Source organism: Cellulomonas fimi, assembly GCF_028527925.1.
Lineage (GTDB): Bacteria > Actinomycetota > Actinomycetes > Actinomycetales > Cellulomonadaceae > Cellulomonas > Cellulomonas fimi_C.
Genome location: NZ_JAPESW010000034.1, coordinates 1 through 16,764 on the forward strand (window position 1 = coordinate 1; position 16,764 = coordinate 16,764).

Annotated in this window: 16 protein-coding genes; 7 read left to right on the plus strand and 9 right to left on the minus strand. The window is 74.4% G+C overall.

The window, feature by feature from the left end; translation table 11 throughout:
- Positions 1 to 599 precede the first annotated feature (599 nt).
- Positions 600 to 1,892 (minus strand): LCP family protein, encoded by a 1,293-nt coding sequence (locus tag OMK64_RS14650; RefSeq protein WP_272729104.1) that lies wholly within the window; start codon positions 1,890 to 1,892, stop codon positions 600 to 602.
- A gap of 130 nt (positions 1,893 to 2,022) precedes the next feature.
- Positions 2,023 to 2,934: a cation diffusion facilitator family transporter gene (locus tag OMK64_RS14655; RefSeq protein WP_272729105.1), complete on the minus strand. Its 912-nt coding sequence runs from the start codon at positions 2,932 to 2,934 to the stop codon at positions 2,023 to 2,025.
- A 174-nt stretch (positions 2,935 to 3,108) separates the two neighbouring features.
- Here OMK64_RS14655 and OMK64_RS14660 point away from each other — a divergent pair, with 174 nt between their 5' ends.
- Positions 3,109 to 3,396: a DUF4287 domain-containing protein gene (locus OMK64_RS14660; protein ID WP_272729106.1), complete on the plus strand. Its 288-nt coding sequence runs from the start codon at positions 3,109 to 3,111 to the stop codon at positions 3,394 to 3,396.
- Between the two features lie 45 nt (positions 3,397 to 3,441).
- On the opposite strand, the gene OMK64_RS14665 is transcribed toward OMK64_RS14660, so the two are convergent.
- From OMK64_RS14665 to OMK64_RS14675, 3 genes are all read right to left on the minus strand, one after another.
- Positions 3,442 to 4,047 (minus strand): DUF459 domain-containing protein, encoded by a 606-nt coding sequence (locus tag OMK64_RS14665; protein WP_272729107.1) that lies wholly within the window; start codon positions 4,045 to 4,047, stop codon positions 3,442 to 3,444.
- Between the two features lie 157 nt (positions 4,048 to 4,204).
- A complete protein-coding gene (locus OMK64_RS14670) occupies positions 4,205 to 5,767 on the minus strand; it encodes a M28 family metallopeptidase (RefSeq protein WP_272729108.1) in 1,563 nt (520 codons plus the stop codon).
- 98 nt (positions 5,768 to 5,865) lie between these two features.
- The gene (locus OMK64_RS14675; protein ID WP_272729109.1) at positions 5,866 to 6,258 is read right to left on the minus strand and encodes a MerR family transcriptional regulator; all 393 of its coding nucleotides are present in this window, start codon (positions 6,256 to 6,258) and stop codon (positions 5,866 to 5,868) included.
- Between the two features lie 87 nt (positions 6,259 to 6,345).
- On the opposite strand from OMK64_RS14675, the gene OMK64_RS14680 reads away from it, so the two are divergent.
- From OMK64_RS14680 to OMK64_RS14690, 3 genes are read left to right on the plus strand one after another with little or no spacing between them, the layout of a single operon-like run.
- The gene (locus tag OMK64_RS14680; RefSeq protein WP_272729110.1) at positions 6,346 to 7,683 is read left to right on the plus strand and encodes an MFS transporter; all 1,338 of its coding nucleotides are present in this window, start codon (positions 6,346 to 6,348) and stop codon (positions 7,681 to 7,683) included.
- Between the two features lie 41 nt (positions 7,684 to 7,724).
- On the plus strand, positions 7,725 to 8,171 hold the full coding sequence (locus OMK64_RS14685) for a YciI family protein (RefSeq protein WP_272729111.1): 447 nt from the start codon (positions 7,725 to 7,727) through the stop codon (positions 8,169 to 8,171).
- Between the two features lie 38 nt (positions 8,172 to 8,209).
- Positions 8,210 to 9,388 carry an RNA polymerase sigma factor gene (locus tag OMK64_RS14690; RefSeq protein WP_445292854.1) on the plus strand — a complete coding sequence of 393 codons (1,179 nt, stop codon included), beginning with the start codon at positions 8,210 to 8,212 and terminating at the stop codon, positions 9,386 to 9,388.
- A gap of 118 nt (positions 9,389 to 9,506) precedes the next feature.
- Here OMK64_RS14690 and OMK64_RS14695 read toward each other — a convergent pair whose 3' ends face one another.
- On the minus strand, positions 9,507 to 10,358 hold the full coding sequence (locus OMK64_RS14695) for an alpha/beta fold hydrolase (RefSeq protein ID WP_272729112.1): 852 nt from the start codon (positions 10,356 to 10,358) through the stop codon (positions 9,507 to 9,509).
- 231 nt (positions 10,359 to 10,589) lie between these two features.
- Between OMK64_RS14695 and OMK64_RS14700 the strand changes: the two genes are divergently transcribed.
- Entirely contained in the window at positions 10,590 to 10,772 is a 183-nt protein-coding gene (locus tag OMK64_RS14700) for an antitoxin (protein ID WP_272729113.1), read from the plus strand.
- Positions 10,773 to 10,800: 28 nt separating this feature from the next.
- Here OMK64_RS14700 and OMK64_RS14705 read toward each other — a convergent pair whose 3' ends face one another.
- Entirely contained in the window at positions 10,801 to 11,583 is a 783-nt protein-coding gene (locus OMK64_RS14705) for a metallophosphoesterase family protein (RefSeq protein WP_272729114.1), read from the minus strand.
- Between the two features lie 82 nt (positions 11,584 to 11,665).
- Here OMK64_RS14705 and OMK64_RS14710 point away from each other — a divergent pair, with 82 nt between their 5' ends.
- The gene (locus OMK64_RS14710; RefSeq protein ID WP_272729115.1) at positions 11,666 to 12,928 is read left to right on the plus strand and encodes a cytochrome P450; all 1,263 of its coding nucleotides are present in this window, start codon (positions 11,666 to 11,668) and stop codon (positions 12,926 to 12,928) included.
- Between the two features lie 123 nt (positions 12,929 to 13,051).
- The gene (thyX, locus tag OMK64_RS14715; RefSeq protein ID WP_272729136.1) at positions 13,052 to 13,810 is read left to right on the plus strand and encodes an FAD-dependent thymidylate synthase; all 759 of its coding nucleotides are present in this window, start codon (positions 13,052 to 13,054) and stop codon (positions 13,808 to 13,810) included.
- A gap of 217 nt (positions 13,811 to 14,027) precedes the next feature.
- Here the strand turns inward: thyX and OMK64_RS14720 are convergent, their stop codons facing one another.
- A complete protein-coding gene (locus OMK64_RS14720; protein ID WP_235843524.1) occupies positions 14,028 to 14,273 on the minus strand; it encodes a PspC domain-containing protein in 246 nt (81 codons plus the stop codon).
- Positions 14,274 to 14,452: 179 nt separating this feature from the next.
- The gene (locus OMK64_RS14725; protein ID WP_272729116.1) at positions 14,453 to 16,732 is read right to left on the minus strand and encodes an exo-beta-d-1,3/1,6-glucosidase; all 2,280 of its coding nucleotides are present in this window, start codon (positions 16,730 to 16,732) and stop codon (positions 14,453 to 14,455) included.
- Between the last annotated feature and the right edge of the window lie 32 nt (positions 16,733 to 16,764).

A 16,764-nucleotide genomic window follows, 5' to 3' on the forward strand; every position in this document is an offset into this window, starting at 1 on the left:
CGTCGGCGTGTACGTGCTGGTCGAGGCCGTGCAGCGGCTCGTGGACCCGCCGGAGTCACCAACCCCGCCGCCCACCGGCGACCCCGTCTTGGCGCCCGCTTCGGCACCGTCGGCGGGCTCCAGGACGGGGTGGTCCGTCTCGGAGCGAGGACGCGGACCGGGACGTCAAGTCGCGACGTGCGCCACCCGATGACTCCTGCGCGGGCACCCGCGAGGCTCGGTACCGCCTGGAGCAAGGAGAGGTCGAGGGCGTGGTGGTCCATCGGTTCCGTGTCGGTCTCCGGGTCCCGCTGCGGTTCTCGGCGTCGTGGCCTCTCGTCGGTCTGCAGGTCGACGACGAAGGCATCCGGTTCCGTGGGCCGTTCCTCCGCTCCTTCGTCTCCCGGGCCGTCGGGATGACCCACGAGTGGGGCCAGATCGCCACGATCAGTGACTCGGGTCGCCGTGTCACCCTCGCGCTCGAGGACGGCCGACGCGTCGCGCTGGTCGGCCTGACACGCGGGCGACGAGCACGTGTCGTCGCGGCTGCGCGCGCGGGCGGGGTGAGGATCGTCTAGCGGTGCTCGCCGGTCCGCCCGACCGGGTGCGCGTCGAGAGGGTCAGGCGCAGACCGCGGTCGTGTCGTTCACCGTGAACGGTTCGCGACCGGCCTCCCGGGTCTGCGACGGGACGGGCGTGTCCGGCGGCGCGGTCGTCGCACCGCCTGCCCCGCCTGCGTCTCCCGTGCCGCCGGTGCCGCCCGCGCCGCCTGCCGAGCCGGAGCCGGAGGCGGGGTCGTCCGTGACGGGCGGGGGAGCGGACGCCTGTGTGAGCGGTCGGTCGGCGAGGAGGTTCGCCCAGAGGGTGTCGGCCTCCGCGGTCCAGTCGACCTTGTAGCGCTTCTCCGTGCTGTCGACGAACGGCACCGTCAGGAACGTGATGTTCTCCGCGCGCACCGACCGGAGGCTGAACGCGAGCCCGATCATCGCGTCCTTGAGCGCGGGGTCGACGGTCAGGGACTGCGTCGCCGCCCCGAGGAAGCCGACGAGCTGCGGCACGTCCGTCAGCACGTTCTTCGCGAACACCTCGTCGACCATCGCCGCGACGAGGCGCTGCTGGTTGCCGATGCGGTTCGTGTCCGACCCGTCGCCGAGGCCCTTGCCCGTGCGGGCGCGCGCGAAGTTGAGCGCCGTCGGGCCGTCGAGGACGTGCTGACCCGCCGCGAGGGTGAGGTCGACGTACTCGGCGTCGATGTCGGCCGGCACGCAGATCGACACCCCGCCGATCGCGTCGACCATGCCCTGGAACCCGCTGAAGTCCACGACCACGGTGTGCTCGGCGAGGATCCCGGTGTTCTCGTAGACGGTCATGATCGTGCAGGCGGCGGCCGACTCGAGGTCGCGGCCGTGGTCCCAGCCCAGCGCGAACGCGTCGTTGAAGTTGCCGCGCCGCGACTCGATCGCGCCACCGCCCGTGAGGTTGCAGGCGGGGATGTCGACGCGGGAGTCGCGCGGGATCGAGACGACGTCGACGCGCTCGCGGTCGGCGGACAGGTGCACGAGCAGCGTCGTGTCCGACCGCTGGCCCTCGACGTACCCGCCGATCCGGCCGTTCTCGCCGCTGCGGTCGTCCGACCCGATCACCAGGAGGTTCACCGCGCGCCCGGCGTTCGGGTCGTCGGGGTCGGGCGGCTCGGTGTCCGTGGGGAGCGGCACGTCGATCAGGCTGCTCGTGTCGACGGTGTCGACGTTGCCGCGGAGCCTCACGTAGAGCGACGCGGCCGCGGTCCCCGCGAACGCCACCACGGCGACGGCGGTGACGGCCGTGACACGCAGCCAGGGGCGGCCCCGCAGGCGTCGGGCGTGCCGGGCGGAACGGGAGCGGGGAGCGGCGGTGTGACGCGTCGTGGGCACGGTCCGACGGTAGGAAGCCCCGCCCGCGCGCGGACCCGGTCGCGGGGCGGTGCGGTGGAGGGTGTGTGCAGATCAGCGCACAGATCCGGTCCCGCGTCCGGTTCGTCCGGCCGGCGTGCGCGGGCTGGCGTCAGGCGTGGCTCGGGTGCTCGTGACGACGGTGCGACGCGGTCTCGACCTGGAACGTCGAGTGCTCGACGGACAGGTCGAAGTGCTGCGCGACGCACTCCTGGAGCTCGTCGAGGATGCGTCCCGCGTGCCCGTCGGAGAAGCACCCGTCGTCGACGACGACGTGCGCGCTGATGACCGGCAGCCCGGTCGCGATGAGCGACGCGTGCAGGTCGTGCACCTCGCGCACGTGCTCGACGCGCAGCAGGTGCGTCCGCACCTCGTCGAGGTCCAGCCCGGGCGGGGTCGACTCGAGCAGGACGCTCGTCGTCTCGCGCAGCAGGCGCATGGCCCGGGGCAGGATCAGCGCGCCGATGACGAGCGCCGCGACCGCGTCCGCGCGCAGCCAGCCGGTGGTCGCGATGACGACGGCTGCGACGACGACCGCGAGCGACCCGAGCGCGTCGTTCGCGACCTCGAGGAACGCGGCGCGCAGGTTGAGGTTGTCGGAGCGGCTCGACGCGAGCACGCCCAGCGCGACGAGGTTGCCGGCGAGACCGATGAGGCCGAAGACGACGAGCGTCGTCGACGGGATCTCCGGCGGGTCCACGAGCCGCTGCACGGCCTCGACCAGCACGTACACGCCGACGACGAGCAGCACGGCCGACTGCGCGAGCGCGGCGAGGACCTCCGCCCGCCGGTAGCCCCACGTGCGGGTGGGCGACGGCGGACGCAGCGAGAGGTGCGCGGCGACCAGCGCGAGCGCGAGGCCGCCCGTGTCGGTCAGCACGTGCGCGGTGTCGACGAGCAGCGCGAGGCTCCCCGTGACGACCGCCCCGACGGCCTGCGCGAGCAGGATCGCGAGCGAGATGCCGAACGCGACCGCCAGCCGACCGCGGTGGTCCGCGGCGCCGTGCGCGTGGTCGTGCCCCATGCCCCTCCGTCCGGTCGTCGACGAGCACCCGGGGTGCAGGCTGCCGTCGAGACGTCGAGCCTTCCCTCTGTCGGTGGTCCCCGCAAGGATCGTCCACGTGCGGGCGCACCGCAGGCCGCCTGACCTGCGGCAGCGCAGCGCGCACCGCACCCGTCGCACCCACCGGAGGACCTCATGTCGTTCCAGGCCTACCTCGACGCCGTCGAGGAGAAGACCGGCCTCACACCCCGCCAGCTGCTCGACCAGGCGACCGCGCGCGGGTACGGGCCGGGCACCAAGGCGGGGGAGATCCTCGCGTGGCTGGCCGAGGACTACGGCCTGGGCCGCGGGCACGGGATGGCGATGGTGCACGTCATCACCAAGGGCCCGTCGATCAGCCAGAAGCACGTCGGGACGTCAGGCACCCACCGCGACGAGTCCGACACCCTGTGGCTCGACGGCAAGGCGACCCGCCCGTCCTGACGCTGCGGCCTCGACCGGCCTGCCGTCGCGTCGCCGCGCGTGCGGTCAGGCCGTGAGGTCCTCGACGAGCGCGTCCCACGACGGGCGGACCAGGGCGGCGAGCCGCGCGTACCCCGCCGCACCGGGATGCGCCCCGTCGCCCGCGGCGACCTCGGCCCGCCACACCGGGTCGTCGAGCAGCGACCCGACGGTGGGCACGTACGGGACGTCGACCGCGGCGGCCGTCACGTGGAGGTGCGCGTCGAGCGCCACCAGGCGCGCGTCGACGTCGTCGTCGGCGATCGGCGGCGGCCCGACCACCAGCACCGCGAGGTCACGGGCCCGGGCACCCTCGACGAGCCGGCGGAGGTTGTCGCCGGTCCGGTCCTCCGGGACGCGACGACGCCCGTCCTCGAGCGTCGCGTCGTTGACCCCGAACGAGACCACGACGGCACCGACGCCGACGCCCGGGAGCCGGACGTCGGCCTCGCGCTCCCAGCGGCTGAGCACGTCGTCGGAGGTCTCGCGGCGCACGCCGAGCACGTAGCCGGTGAGGTCGCGGTCGGGGCGGTGGGTCGCCGCGAGGAGGCGCCCGGTCCAGCCGAGCGCGGTCGGGTCACCGACGCCGGCGACGAACGAGTCGCCGAGGAACAGCACGGTGAGGCGTGTCATGGCGGCATCGTGCCGGACACGTCACCGAAGGGTCGCGATCACCCCGCACGCCGGCGCGCGCGGGGTGATCGGCGCCGCGCACGCACCCCGTCGTGCCGCGCGGTCCGCACCCGCGCCGGCCGGTCCCTCCTCCGACCGGCGCGGGTGCGTGCCCCGGTCAGGACGCCCGGTCCCACCCCTCCTGGTGGCCGTACGTCCCGACGCCGCTGCGACCCTTGCCGGGCCCGTGCCCGTGGCCGGGTCGCGGCTTGGTCGGGCTCTCCACGCCGTTCACGGCGGACGTGTCGAGCGCGAGGCTGTACGTCGCGTAGGCGATGGCGCCCGTCATGATCCGCAGCGCGTCGCGGTTCACGTTCGAGATGTCGTCGCCCGGCGAGTGGTAGTTCGGGTCCATCGTGATGCCGGCGGTGCCGCCGAACAGCGCGACCTCCTCCTCGGTCTTCACGTCGTCGGCACCGGTGAACAGGCCGGACGCGGGGATGCCGTTGAGGATGAACGCCTGGTAGTCGGACCGGCCCGAGAACGGGGTGTCGACCCAGGGCTGGCCGATCGAGTCGAAGTAGTCGGTGAAGACGTCCTCGGTCTCGGGCGAGCCCGGCGGGACCGGCACGGGGGCCGGGTAGGTCGACTGGTCGGCGTCGTACACGCCGATCACGTAGTTCGGCGAGCCGACCATGTCGAAGTTCAGGTAGGTCGCGATCTTGTCGAGCTCGCCCGGCTGCGCCGCCAGGTCCTCGACGTACGCGGTCGACCCGATGAGGCCGAGCTCCTCGGCGCCCCACCACGCGAACCGCACGGCGTTGGGGATCTTCTTGTCGCGGCCGAGCTGGACGGCGGTCTCGAGCAGCGCCGCCGAGCCCGTGCCGTTGTCGTTGATGCCCGGGCCGTCGTCGACGCCGTCGAGGTGCGCACCGAGGAAGACGACGTTGTCCTGCCGGCCGGCCTTCGTCTGCGCGATGACGTTGAAGCTCTCGCTGGTCTCGGTGTGCACGCGGGTGTCGAGCGTGACGGTGACGCCCGGGGTCGCCACGATCGCCTGCCCGTCCTCGAGCGTGGCGCCGGCGGCGGGGATGGTCACGCCGCTGTTCTCGCCGAGCGTGCCGATGAGCAGCGTCTCGGGGAGGTTGTTGTAGACGACGACGCCGACTGCCTGGGCGGCCTGCGCGAGCTGCGCCTTGACCGAGAAGTTGCAGCCGCCGCGGCTGATGACGGCGATCCGGCCCGCGACGTCGACGCCCTGCCACTGGTCGGCCGTGCAGCCGAACGTGTCGAGCGGGGACGCGGTCGGCGCGGTGACGCCCACGTCGGGCGTGTTCACGGCGAAGGTCATCTGGTCGACGTCGTACGTCGCGCCACCCGCGACGGTGAGGGTGGCGGCGTCGACGACCTCGCGCTCGAACGTGAACGGGTCGCGCGTGGTGGTGTAGCCGGCCTTGCGGAGCGTCTTCTCGACGTACCGGGCGCTGGCCTCGTAGCCGGGGGTGAGCGCGGCGCGGTTGCCGTCGTTGCGGTCGGCGATGCGCTGCAGCTCCTGCAGGTGCCGGAAGACGGCGCGCTCGGTGACCTTCTTCGAGAACTTCTCGGCGGCGCTGGGCGGGTAGCCGTGGCCTCCGCCGTGACCGGGGCCGCCGAGGGTGTCGGCGGCGGCGGGTGTCGCGACGGCCGCGCCGGCGAGGGCGAGGGCCGAGACGAGGACGGTGAGCTTGTGGCGTTGCTGCACAGCGGACCTCCGTCGTGGTGCGAACCGGACGGTGCATGGTAGCCATGACGGCAGTCACAGGGGAATAGGACGAGCGTCCGATCCGTCGCGCAGGCGCGTCAGGAGGTCGGGCGGGTCGCCTCCAGGACGTCGGCCGCGTGCGACGTACGGACCAGGAAGTCGTGGATGGTCGCGCGGCTCGCGGTCAGGCACGCGATGCGTGCGTCGAGCCCCTGCAGCTCGTCGGCCAGCATCTCCGCGACCGTCCGCGGGCACGACGCCGCGAGGTCCTCGTCCTGCGTGCGCTCGAGGTCGAGGACGACCTTGGCCAGACGCGTCGGGAGCCCCGCCCGGACGAGCCCCACCGCGCGCTCGACCTGGGCCACGTCGGCCTCGTCGTACTCGCGGTAGGTGTTGGCGGAGCGCGCGGGGGAGATGAGGCCCTGCTCCTCGTAGTAGCGCAGCAGGCGCGTCGAGACGCCCGTGCGGCGGGACAGCTCACCGATCTTCACGACGACCACCGCTCCCTCGACGAGGTCGACGTCGCGGTGCGTCGACCCTTGACCTTCACACTGATGTCAAACTCTAGCGTCGCGCTCATGGACACCACCGGCCGTCTTCCCTGGCCCAGCCTCCTCGTCCTCGGCGGGGCCACCTTCGTGATGGTCACCGGCGAGATGCTCCCGACCGCGGTGCTGCCCGCGATGAGCGCCGACCTCGACGTCCCGCAGGCCCGCACCGGGCTGCTCGTGTCGTTGTGGGCGTTCACCGTCGTGGTCGCGACGTTCCCGCTGGTCCGGCTCACCGCCAGGTTCGACCGGCGGGCCGTCGTCGCCGCCGCGCTCGTGGTCTTCGCCGGCAGCGCCGCGCTCACTGCTCTCGCCCCGACGTACTCCGTCGCCGCGGGTGCACGCGTGGCAGGTGCCGCCGCGACCGGGCTGCTGTGGGCCGCCGTCAACACGCACACCGCCGACCTGGTGGCGCCGTCGCACCTCGCGCGCGCGATCGCGGTCGTCCTCGGCGGGGCCACGCTCGGGACCGTCCTGGGGACGCCGCTCGCGAACGTCGTCGCGCGGGCGTGGGACTGGCGCGGGGCGTTCGTGGCGCTCGCGGTCCTGGCGGTCGTCGCGGCGGCGCTGGTGCGGGCCATGGTGCTGCCGGCGGGTGCGCCCGTGCAGGGTGGCCGAGCCGCGGACGCGCGCGAGGGCGCGGACGGTGCCGGCGGTGCGGACGGTGCCGCCGGTGCGGACGACGGGCGAGGCGCGGAGGGCCGTGCGGGGGACGGCAGCGGTGCCGGGGTCGCGGGCGTCGGCGCAGCATCGCGTCCGTCGCTGCGGCCCGTGCTGGTCGTCGCCGCGCTGGTCGGCCTCGTGCTCGTCGGCCACTTCGCGGCCTTCACGTTCGTGACCCGCCTCGTCGAGCAACCCGCCGCGCACCTGCCCGGAGGCGTGAGCGGCCTGCTGCTCCTGTTCGGCGTCGCCTCCGCGGTGGGCGTCGCGGTCGTCGGGCGGGTCGGGGACCGGCGGCCCGGGGCGACGCTCGTGGTGACGACGGTCCTGGTCGCCGCCTCGCTCGTCGCGCTGCTGGCCGTCGGCGCGCACCCGGCGGTCGCCGTCCTCGTCGTCGCCGCGTGGGGCCTCACGACCGGTGCCCTCCCGCCGCTCGCGCAGACCGCGATCCTGCGCGCCGCGGGTCCCGAGCACCGCGCGACCGCGGGCACCGTCATCCCCGTCGTCTTCAACCTCGGGATCGCCGTCGGGGCGGCCCTGGGCGCGGCCGTCGTGGACCGGGCCGGCCCGGCCGCGCTCCCCGTGCCCGCCGCGGCCGTCGTCCTGGTCGCCGCCCTCGCGCTCAGCGCCGCCGGACGTCCGCGACGCGTCGCGACGACGTCGGCCGCCGATGTCGAGAACCGCGAGACGGCTCCGTTCCCCGGGTGAGAGTGCCAGTCTGGGCACGACGAGCACGAGGAGTGAACGACATGCCGCGCTACCTGATCGGGGTCGACTTCCAGCCGGGGACCGACCCCACGCCGATGGAGGAGTGGACGCCCGAGGAGATCACCGCCCACCTCGACTACTACGCCGCGCTCAACCGGGAGCTCGAGGCGAACGGAGAGCTGGTCGAGTCGACGATCCTCACCGGCCCCGACCTGGCCAAGATCGTGCGCGTCGACGCGACCGGCGCGCCCGTCGTGACGGACGGCCCGTTCCCGGAGTTCAAGGAGTGGCTCGCGGGGTACCAGGTCGTCGACGTCGAGACGGAGGAGCGGGCGGTCGAGATCGCTGCGCTCGTCTCGGCGGTGCCCGGCCGCGGCGGTGTCCCGACGGGCCAGCCGATCCACCTGCGACGCGTCATGGACGACGGCGGTGCGTCCGACGTCGAGGGCATGCGCGAGTACCTGCGCACCGCGGACGGCGTCGCCTGACCACGCCGGACGACGCCGGTCGGCTGCCCGAGGACCTGCTGCGCACGCTCGCGCCGCAGGTCCTCGGCGTGCTCGGCCGGCGGTCCGGCGACTTCGCGGCCGCCGAGGACGCGGTGCAGGAGGCGCTCGTCGTCGCCGTGACGCACTGGCCGCGCGACGGCGTGCCGGAGAAGCCGTTCGGCTGGCTGCTCCAGACGGCGACCCGACGGCTGCTCGACGCCGTGCGGTCGGACCGGGCGCGACGAGGGCGCGAGGAGCGGTGGGCGGCCGAGGACGCCGTCACGCCGGACGCCCCGGGCGACGACGACTCGCTCACCGTGCTGTTCCTCTGCTGCCACCCCGCGCTCACGCCGTCGTCGGCGATCCCGCTCACGCTGCGCGCCGTCGGGGGCCTGACGACGGCCGAGATCGCGCGGGCGTTCCTGGTCCCCGAGGCCACCATGGCGCAGCGCATCAGCCGCGCGAAGCGCCGCGTCGCCGAGGCCGGGTCGACGTTCACGATGCCCGCGCCCGACGAGCGCGCGGCGCGGCTCCGCAGCGTCCTGCACGTGCTCTACGTGATGTTCACCGAGGGGTCGACCAGCACGTCGGGCGGGGACCTGCACCGGGTCGACGTCTCCGACGAGGCCGTCCGGCTGACGCGCTGGCTGCACGCGCTCGAACCCGCCGACCCCGAGGTCACGGGCCTGCTGGCCCTCATGCTGCTCACCGACGCGCGCCGCCCGGCCCGCACGGACGCAGCGGGCGAGCTCGTGCCGCTCCCGGAGCAGGACCGCACCCGTTGGGACCGTGCGCTGGTCGCCGAAGGGCTCGCGCTGCTCGACGAGGCGATCGCCGCGCGGTCCGTCGGCGAGTACCAGCTCCAGGCCGCCGTCGCCGCCGTGCACGACCGCGCGGCGACCGCGGCGGACACCGACTGGCCGCAGATCGTCACGCTGTACGGGCTGCTGGAGCGGATGACGGGCAGCCCGGTCGTCGCGGTCAACCGGGCCGTGGCCGTCGCGATGGTCGACGGTCCCGAGGCCGGGCTGCACCTGCTCGACGACGTGGACCTGCCCGGTCACCGCCTGGACGCGGTCCGCGCCCACCTGCTCGAGTCGGCGGGCGACATCGCCGCGGCACGCACCGCCTACCGGCGCGCCGCCGCTGCGGCGACGTCCGTCCCCGAACGCCGCTACCTCACCCTCCGCGCCGCCCGCCTGACCCCGTCCGCGTGACCTCGCCTGCCTGACCCCGCCCGCCTCGCGCGCCCGACGCGAGCGGGGTCGAGACCGACATGGTGGCCGTTCGCGGCGCCCGAGCGGCAGCCATGTCGGTCTCGCGCGCCTCGCGGCGTCAGGCAGCCGTCGGCGGGGCCGGCCAGAGGGTCTCGCGGAGGCGGGCGGCGAACGCGGGCGGGTCCTCGACGAAGCCGATGTGGTCGCTCGGGAACAGGACCGGCTCGACGCCGAGCAGGGCGGCGAGCGCACGCGACGAGCGGTCGCACAGCTGCCCGGCGGACTCCTCGCCGATGCCCACGACGACGCGCGTCGGCGAGGTGCGCAGCGCGTCCACGTCAGGCCGGTAGCGGACCGTCGGCCACAGCATGTGCGCGAACTGCATGTGGTCGTCGGCGACGTCCTGCGGCGTCCGGTCCCCGCCGAACATCTGCTCGACCAGCTCGGGCGGCATCGGGATGTCCGCGATCTCCATGAACTGCTGCCACGCCCCGACGACGTCGCCCGACAGGTGCGTGTCGACCATGCGCCGGGTCCGCACGGCGAGCTCGGCGTCGTCAGGCAGGACCGCGTGCAGCGGCGGCTCGTGCGCGAGCACGACCCGGGCGGCGTCGGGGTGCCGGGTCGCCAGGTCGAGCACGGTCACCGCACCACCGGACGACCCGAGCACGAGCTCCGCAGGCCCGAGCCCCACGTGCGCGACCAGCGCCGCCACGTCGTCCGCGCGCAGCTCGACCGTCGCGTCGGCGTCCGGGTCGACGACCGTCGACCGGCGGATGCCGCGCGGGTCGGTCGTGAGGACCGTCCGGTCCGTCGCCAGCAGGTCGGCGAGCGGCGCGAACGCGTCGGCGTCCATCGGCGCCGCGACGAGCACGACGAGCGGGCCGGACCCGCGTACCTCGTAGTGCAGCCGGGCGTCGCCCACGTCGAGCAGGCCGGTCGTCGGGGCGGTCACGGGTGTCGCAGTCATCGGGTCCTCCGTCGTCGTTCCGGGTGCGTGAGTCGTGCGGGTGCGGTGCCTGCGGGCGCGTGCCTGCGGGTGGCGGTGCCGCCGTCGACGACCGCACCTGCCCTACGGACCACCGACCACGCGCCGACTCATCGGCCCGCCCCCGTCGTGCGGACCACCGGCCCGCGGCGCAGCATGGAGAGACGCTCCAGCAGTGCGGCGTCCCGGCTGGACCGAGCAGGGGAGCACCCCATGGGCATCGACGACCTGGGTGACAAGGCGTCCGACGCGCTGAAGAGCGACAAGGGCGAGAACGCCAGCGACACCGCGCTGGACAAGGGCGCCGACGCGGCGTCGTCCGCGACGGGCGGCTCGCACGACGAGCAGATCGACAAGGCGCAGGACGCGGCGGACCAGAGGCTCGGCGACCAGTAGCCACCGACTGCCGGCAGCGCCCCGGGCGTCAGCGCGATGCCGCGGCGTCCGGGGCGCGCAGGCCGCGCTCGGCGTGGAACCCGCGGTACACGGCTGTCCGCAGCTCGATCGCGTACGCCTCGACGGTCGGCATCCCCGCGGCGACCGCTACGGCGATCTCCGCCTCGACGTCGTACGGCACGCGCACGACCGTCAGCGCGAACGGGTCGGACCGCGTGCCGCCCACGACGCCCTCGAGCACGAGGTAGGACGCCGTCGGCTCGTCCAGCGGGTTGCCGACGCTGCCCGCGTTCGCGAGCGTGCGGCCCTCGCGCGTCTCGACGTACACGTCGTGCACGTCGCCGTAGACGACCAGGTCGGGCGTCGGGCCGTCGCCCGTCAGCGGAGTCGTCGCGAACATGCCGTCGAACTCGTCGTCGGTGTGCTGGAAGAACACGCGCGTGTAGACGCTCGTCGCGGACGCGTGGAACAGCCGCACGTGCCGCCCGGAGACGACGAGGTCGTGCGACAGCGGCAGGGACGTCAGCCACGCGCGGTCGTCGGCGGTGAGCTCGTCGCGCCACCAGGTCACGGACGGGTCGTCGAACGGTCCCGGGCCCGGCATGAAGTCGTCCCAGTTGCCGCGGACGGTGACCGCGCAGCGCTCGCGGGTGCGCGCGACGGCGGCCGAGCCGCGCGGACCCTTGCCCGCGACGTCGCCGAGGTTGAGGACCGTCCCGACCCCGCGGGCGTCGATGTCGGCGAGCACCGCGTCGTACGCCGTCATGTTGCCGTGCACGTCGGACACCAGCGCGATGCGCTCGACCGGCACGACGACCACCCCCAGGTCTGGACGAGCGTCAGGCTAACCGGTCGCGATGGCCGCCGCGGGCGGTCCGACCTACGCTCCGGGCATGACGGCTCCCGTGGAGGCCGGTGGCTGCCCGGCCCGCAAGCTCACGCAGCCCGGCGACGGGACGGCGCCCGACCTCGAGCAGGTCGGTGAGAGGCGCTGGCGCATCCGCTCGTTCGAGCTCGCGCGCACCGTCCTGCGGCACCCGGAGCACACGCGGCAGGCCGGGTTCAACGCGGAGAACTTCCACCGGACGGGCGGCGCGGGCGGCACGACGGGCCCGCGGATCCGGCCGCCGATCCTCTACCTCGAGGGCGAGCAGCACCACGCGCAGCGGCGGGCGGCCGCGCGGTTCTTCGCACCGCGCACGGTCGAGTCGTACCGCCCGTGGCTGGAGTCGACGGCCCGGCGGCTGGTCGCGACCGTCGGCCCGGACGCGTGGTCGGACGTCGCACGGCTCGCGATGGGCATGGCGGTGCAGGTCGCGGCGACGGTCATCGGCATCGACCGCGCGTCGTCGGCGGGTCTGCACCGCCGGCTCGACACCTTCTTCGCCCCTGACCCGCCCGCCGCCGGCCCGTGGCTGCGGCGGTGGCTCGCGGCGCGGCGCAGCACCGCGATGCTGCGGTTCTACCTGTTCGACGTGCGCCCGGCGATCCGCTCACGCCGGCGTCGTCGTCGCGACGACCTCATCAGCCGCCTGCTCGACGACGGTTTCAGCGACCTCGACGTCCTCACCGAGTGCGTGACGTACGCGGCCGCGGGCATGGCGACGACGCGGGAGCTCATCACCGCGGCCGTCTGGCACCTGCTCGACGACGACGTGCTGCGCGCCCGGTACCGCGTCGCGCGGCGCGACGAGCGGCTCGCGATCCTCGACGAGGTGCTGCGGCTCGAACCGGTCGTCGCGCACGTCCTGCGCGAGACGACGGCACCCCTGACCCTCGACGGTCCCGACGGCCCGGTGCACGTGCCGGCCGGGTCGGTGCTGGACGTCGACGTGCGGGCCGCGAACGCCGACGCGCGCGTCGCGGGTGCCGACGGCGACCGGCTGTGCCCGGGGCGCGCCGTCCCACGCGCGGTCCCGCCGACCCTGCTGAGCTTCGGGGACGGGCACCACAAGTGCCCCGGCGCACCGCTCGCGATGGCCGAGACGGAGGCGTTCGTCACGACGCTCCTGGCCGTCGACCTGGAGGTCGCGGGGCCGCCCGTCGTGCGGTGGAACGAGGTCGCGCAGGGGTACGACCTGGTCGACCTGCGGGTGCGTCGGGCGACCCCGAGGACGACCGCGGCGACCGCTGCGGCGGCGACCTCGACGGCCTGACGCGGTGTGCTCCGGACGACATCGGCGACCGCCGGTGGGCCGTCGCCGGGCACTGCGTCGAGGAGCCGTAGGGTGTGCGGAGCGTCGCGCCGCGGCGCCCGACGAAGGGATCCCGACGTGTCGCTGCAGCCCGACACCCAGCCCGAGACGCCGGCGTCCGCGCACGAGCCCGTGCGGGTGCGCGACGACGTCACCGTCGAGCTCGTGCGGCACTCCGCGCACGACGCGGACGTGCTGTTCGCGGCCCGGGTGTCGACGGCCGGCGAGGCGTCGCTCGAGGAGCTCGAGAAGGACGCGAGCCGCTCGCAGGGCCTCATCAACTACCTCATGCGGGACCGGCACGGCACGCCGTTCGAGCACAACTCGATGACCTTCTTCGTCTCGGCGCCGATCTTCGTGTTCCGCGAGTTCCACCGGCACCGCGCGGGCTTCTCCTACAACGAGGAGTCGGGCCGGTACCGCGAGCTGCAGCCGGTGTTCTACGTCCCGTCGCCCGAGCGCAAGCTCGTGCAGCAGGGCAAGCCGGGCCGGTACGAGTTCGTCGACGGCACCCCCGAGCAGCACGACGTCGTGTCGCGCTCGATGCTCGAGGCGTACCAGGGTGCGTACGACGCCTACCAGGACATGCTGGCCGCCGGGGTGGCCCGTGAGGTCGCGCGCGCGGTGCTGCCCGTGGGCCTGTTCTCGTCGATGTACGCGACGTGCAACGCGCGCTCGCTCATGCACTTCCTGTCGCTGCGCACCAAGGACGAGCGCGCGACGGTCCCGTCGTTCCCGCAGCGCGAGATCGAGATGGTCGCCGAGCGCATGGAGTCCCTCTGGGCGGGCCTGATGCCCCTGACGCACGCCGCGTTCAACGCCCACGGCCGCGTCGCCCCCTGACCCACCCCCGACCCCTCACCCCACCCCTGCGCCTCGCGCGAGGTCGCTACTTCGCGCCGAGTTCGTCAGCTGCAGCTCACGAACTCGGCACGGAGTGACGAACTCGGCGACACGGAGGGCGAGGTGGGACGGACGTCCGGTCGGTCTGGGGGCCGGCGGCGGAGACGACGCGGCGGCCGGACCCCCTCCAGGTCGCGGCCGCCGGTCATCGGTCGGGTCAGGCGCGCGGCGGCCCGTAGGCGTAGGCCGGCTGCGGGGACTCCGACGGCATGAGGATCCAGAGGATCGGGTAGACGAGGATCTGGCTGCCGGGGATGACCATGAGCAGCAGGACGAACAGCAGCCGAGCAGCCCACGGCGAGATGCCGAACCGCTGACCCAGGCCGGCGCAGACGCCGGCGAGGACGCGGCCCTGGACGGGTCGGACCAGTCCCTGGCGGCTCATCTGGTCGTGGATGTTCACGGGGGTTCCTTCCTGGGCCGCCGGACGCGACGGTCGCGTCTCGGCGGTGATCCCAGCCTCCTGCGCCGACCGCCCCCGCCACATCGGGGACCGACCCGGACCGGACCCTGGGACCGGGGCTGCCGGCCTCAGGGTCCGCCCGTGCGTCCACGGGTGGACGCGGGTCGACGCGGGCGGGTTCAGGCGACCGTGAAGCGGGCCTTCAGGAGCACCTCGTCGCGGGAGGACGGGCCGACGAGCAGGTCGAACGCGCCGGGCTCGACGACGCGGCGCTCGCGGCGGTCGACGATCGTGCAGTCCGCGACGGGCAGCTCCAGGTCGACGACGACGGACTCACCGGGCGCGAGGTCGACCTGCCGGTAGGCCTTGAGCTCCTTGTCGGCCCAGGTGACGGACGTGACGACGTCGCGCACGTACACCTGGACGGTCTCCCGCGTCGGCCGGTCCCCGGTGTTGGCGACGGTCACCGTCGCGCGGACCGTGTCGTCGACGCCGACCTCGGGCGTGGAGATGCGCAGGTCGGAGTACGTGACCGTCGTGTACGACAGCCCCTCGCCGAACGCGAACGGCTGGCGCTGCGTGAGGTCGGCGTACCGGTCGCCGTGCTGCCCGGGGATCTGGTTGTAGTACGTCGGCTGCTGGCCGACGTGCGCGGCGAACGAGATCGGCAGGCGGCCCGTCGGCTCGACGAGCCCGAGCAGCACCTCGGCGACGGCCTGACCGCCGCGCATGCCGGGGTTCGCGGCCCAGAGGATCGCGGCGGCGCGGTGGGCGGACGGCGGCAGGACGAGCGGCTTCGACGCGACGACGACCACGACCATCGGCGTGCCGGTGGCCTCGAGCGCGTCGAGCAGCGCGACCTGCCCGCCGATGAGGTCGAGCGTCGCGGTGGACCGGCCCTCGCCGACGAGCTCGATGCGGTCGCCCACGACGGCGACGACGTAGTCGGCGCCCTGCGCGGCAGCGACGGCCTCGGCGATCAGCGCGTCGTCGACGTCGGCGGGCACGACCACCGGCGGGCGCGGCTGGCCGTCGGGGAAGAACGCGCCGGCCGGGTCGGGCTCGAGCGTGAGGATCTCCGCGCCGCGCGCGTGCGTGACGGTCCAGTCGGCGGGGACGTGGTCGCGCAGGCCGTCGAGGACGGTCGAGATCAGGTGCCGCGGGTGGCCGTCGGGCAGCCAGTCGGCCTGGCCGGACCGGCCGGCCCAGTCCCCGAGGGTCGTGTCGGGGTCGTGCGCGTTGGGTCCGACGACGGCGACGCGTCGCGGCCGGTCGCCGGGCAGCGCCCGCCCGGAGTGGCCGTCGGCGGTCAGGCCCCCCGCGAGCGGCAGCGTCCCGTCGTTGGTCAGGAGCACGAGCGAGCGCCGGGCGACCTCGACGTTGAGCGCGGTGTGCTCGGCGGACCCGACGACCTCGGCCTGCCGGGCGGCGTCGGGACGACGCGGGTCCTCGAACAGTCCGAGCTCGAACTTGAGCGTGAGGATGCGCGCGACGGCGGCGTCGATCGCGGACTCGTCGAGCATCCCGGCGGCGACGGCCTCCTGGGCACCCGCGAAGAACTGCGGCGTCGTCATCACCATGTCGTTGCCGGCGTTGACCGCGGCCGCGGCGGCGTGCGCGTGGTCGGGCTGGATGTGCTGCTCCCAGACCATGCGGCCGACGTTGTCCCAGTCGGTGATGAGCGTGCCGGTGTAGCCCCACTCGCCGCGCAGGACGTCGGACAGCAGCCAGTCGTTGATGGTGACGGGCACGCCGTCGGTCGACTGGTAGCCGAGCATGAACGTCCGGCAGCCCTCGCGGGCGACGCGCTCGAACGGCGGCAGGAACCAGGACCGGAGCTTGCGGTGGCTGATGTCGGCCTCGGACGCGTCGCGCCCGCCCTGCGTCTCGGAGTACCCGGCGAAGTGCTTGGCGGTCGCCAGGATCGCGGTCGGGTCGTGCAGGCCGGCGCCCTGGTACCCGGCGACCATCGCCGACGCGAGCTCGCCGATGAGGAACGGGTCCTCGCCGAACGTCTCGTCGACGCGGCCCCACCGCAGGTCCCGCGTGATGCACAGGACGGGCGAGAAGGTCCAGTGGATGCCGGTCGCGGCGACCTCGACGGCGGTCGCGCGCGCGACGCGCTCGGCGAGGGAGCGATCCCACGAGGCAGCCATGCCGAGCTGCGTCGGGTAGATCGTGGCGCCCTCGAAGAACGAGTGGCCGTGGATGCAGTCCTCGCCGACGAGCAGCGGGATCTGGAGCCGGGTGCGCGCCGTGAGCTCGACGGCCTCGTGCAGGTGCTCGGGCGACGCGTGCAGGATCGAGCCGACGTGCATGTCCTCGACGAGGCTGCGGACGTCCTCGCGCGCGTCGAGCTGCATCATCTGGCCGACCTTCTCGGGGAGGGTCATCCGCCCGACGAGGTCGGCGACGCGCTCGGCGACGGGGAGCGCGGGGTCCTGGTACGGGTGCGGCACGGACGGGTCCTCTCACGGCGGCGGTGCAGGGC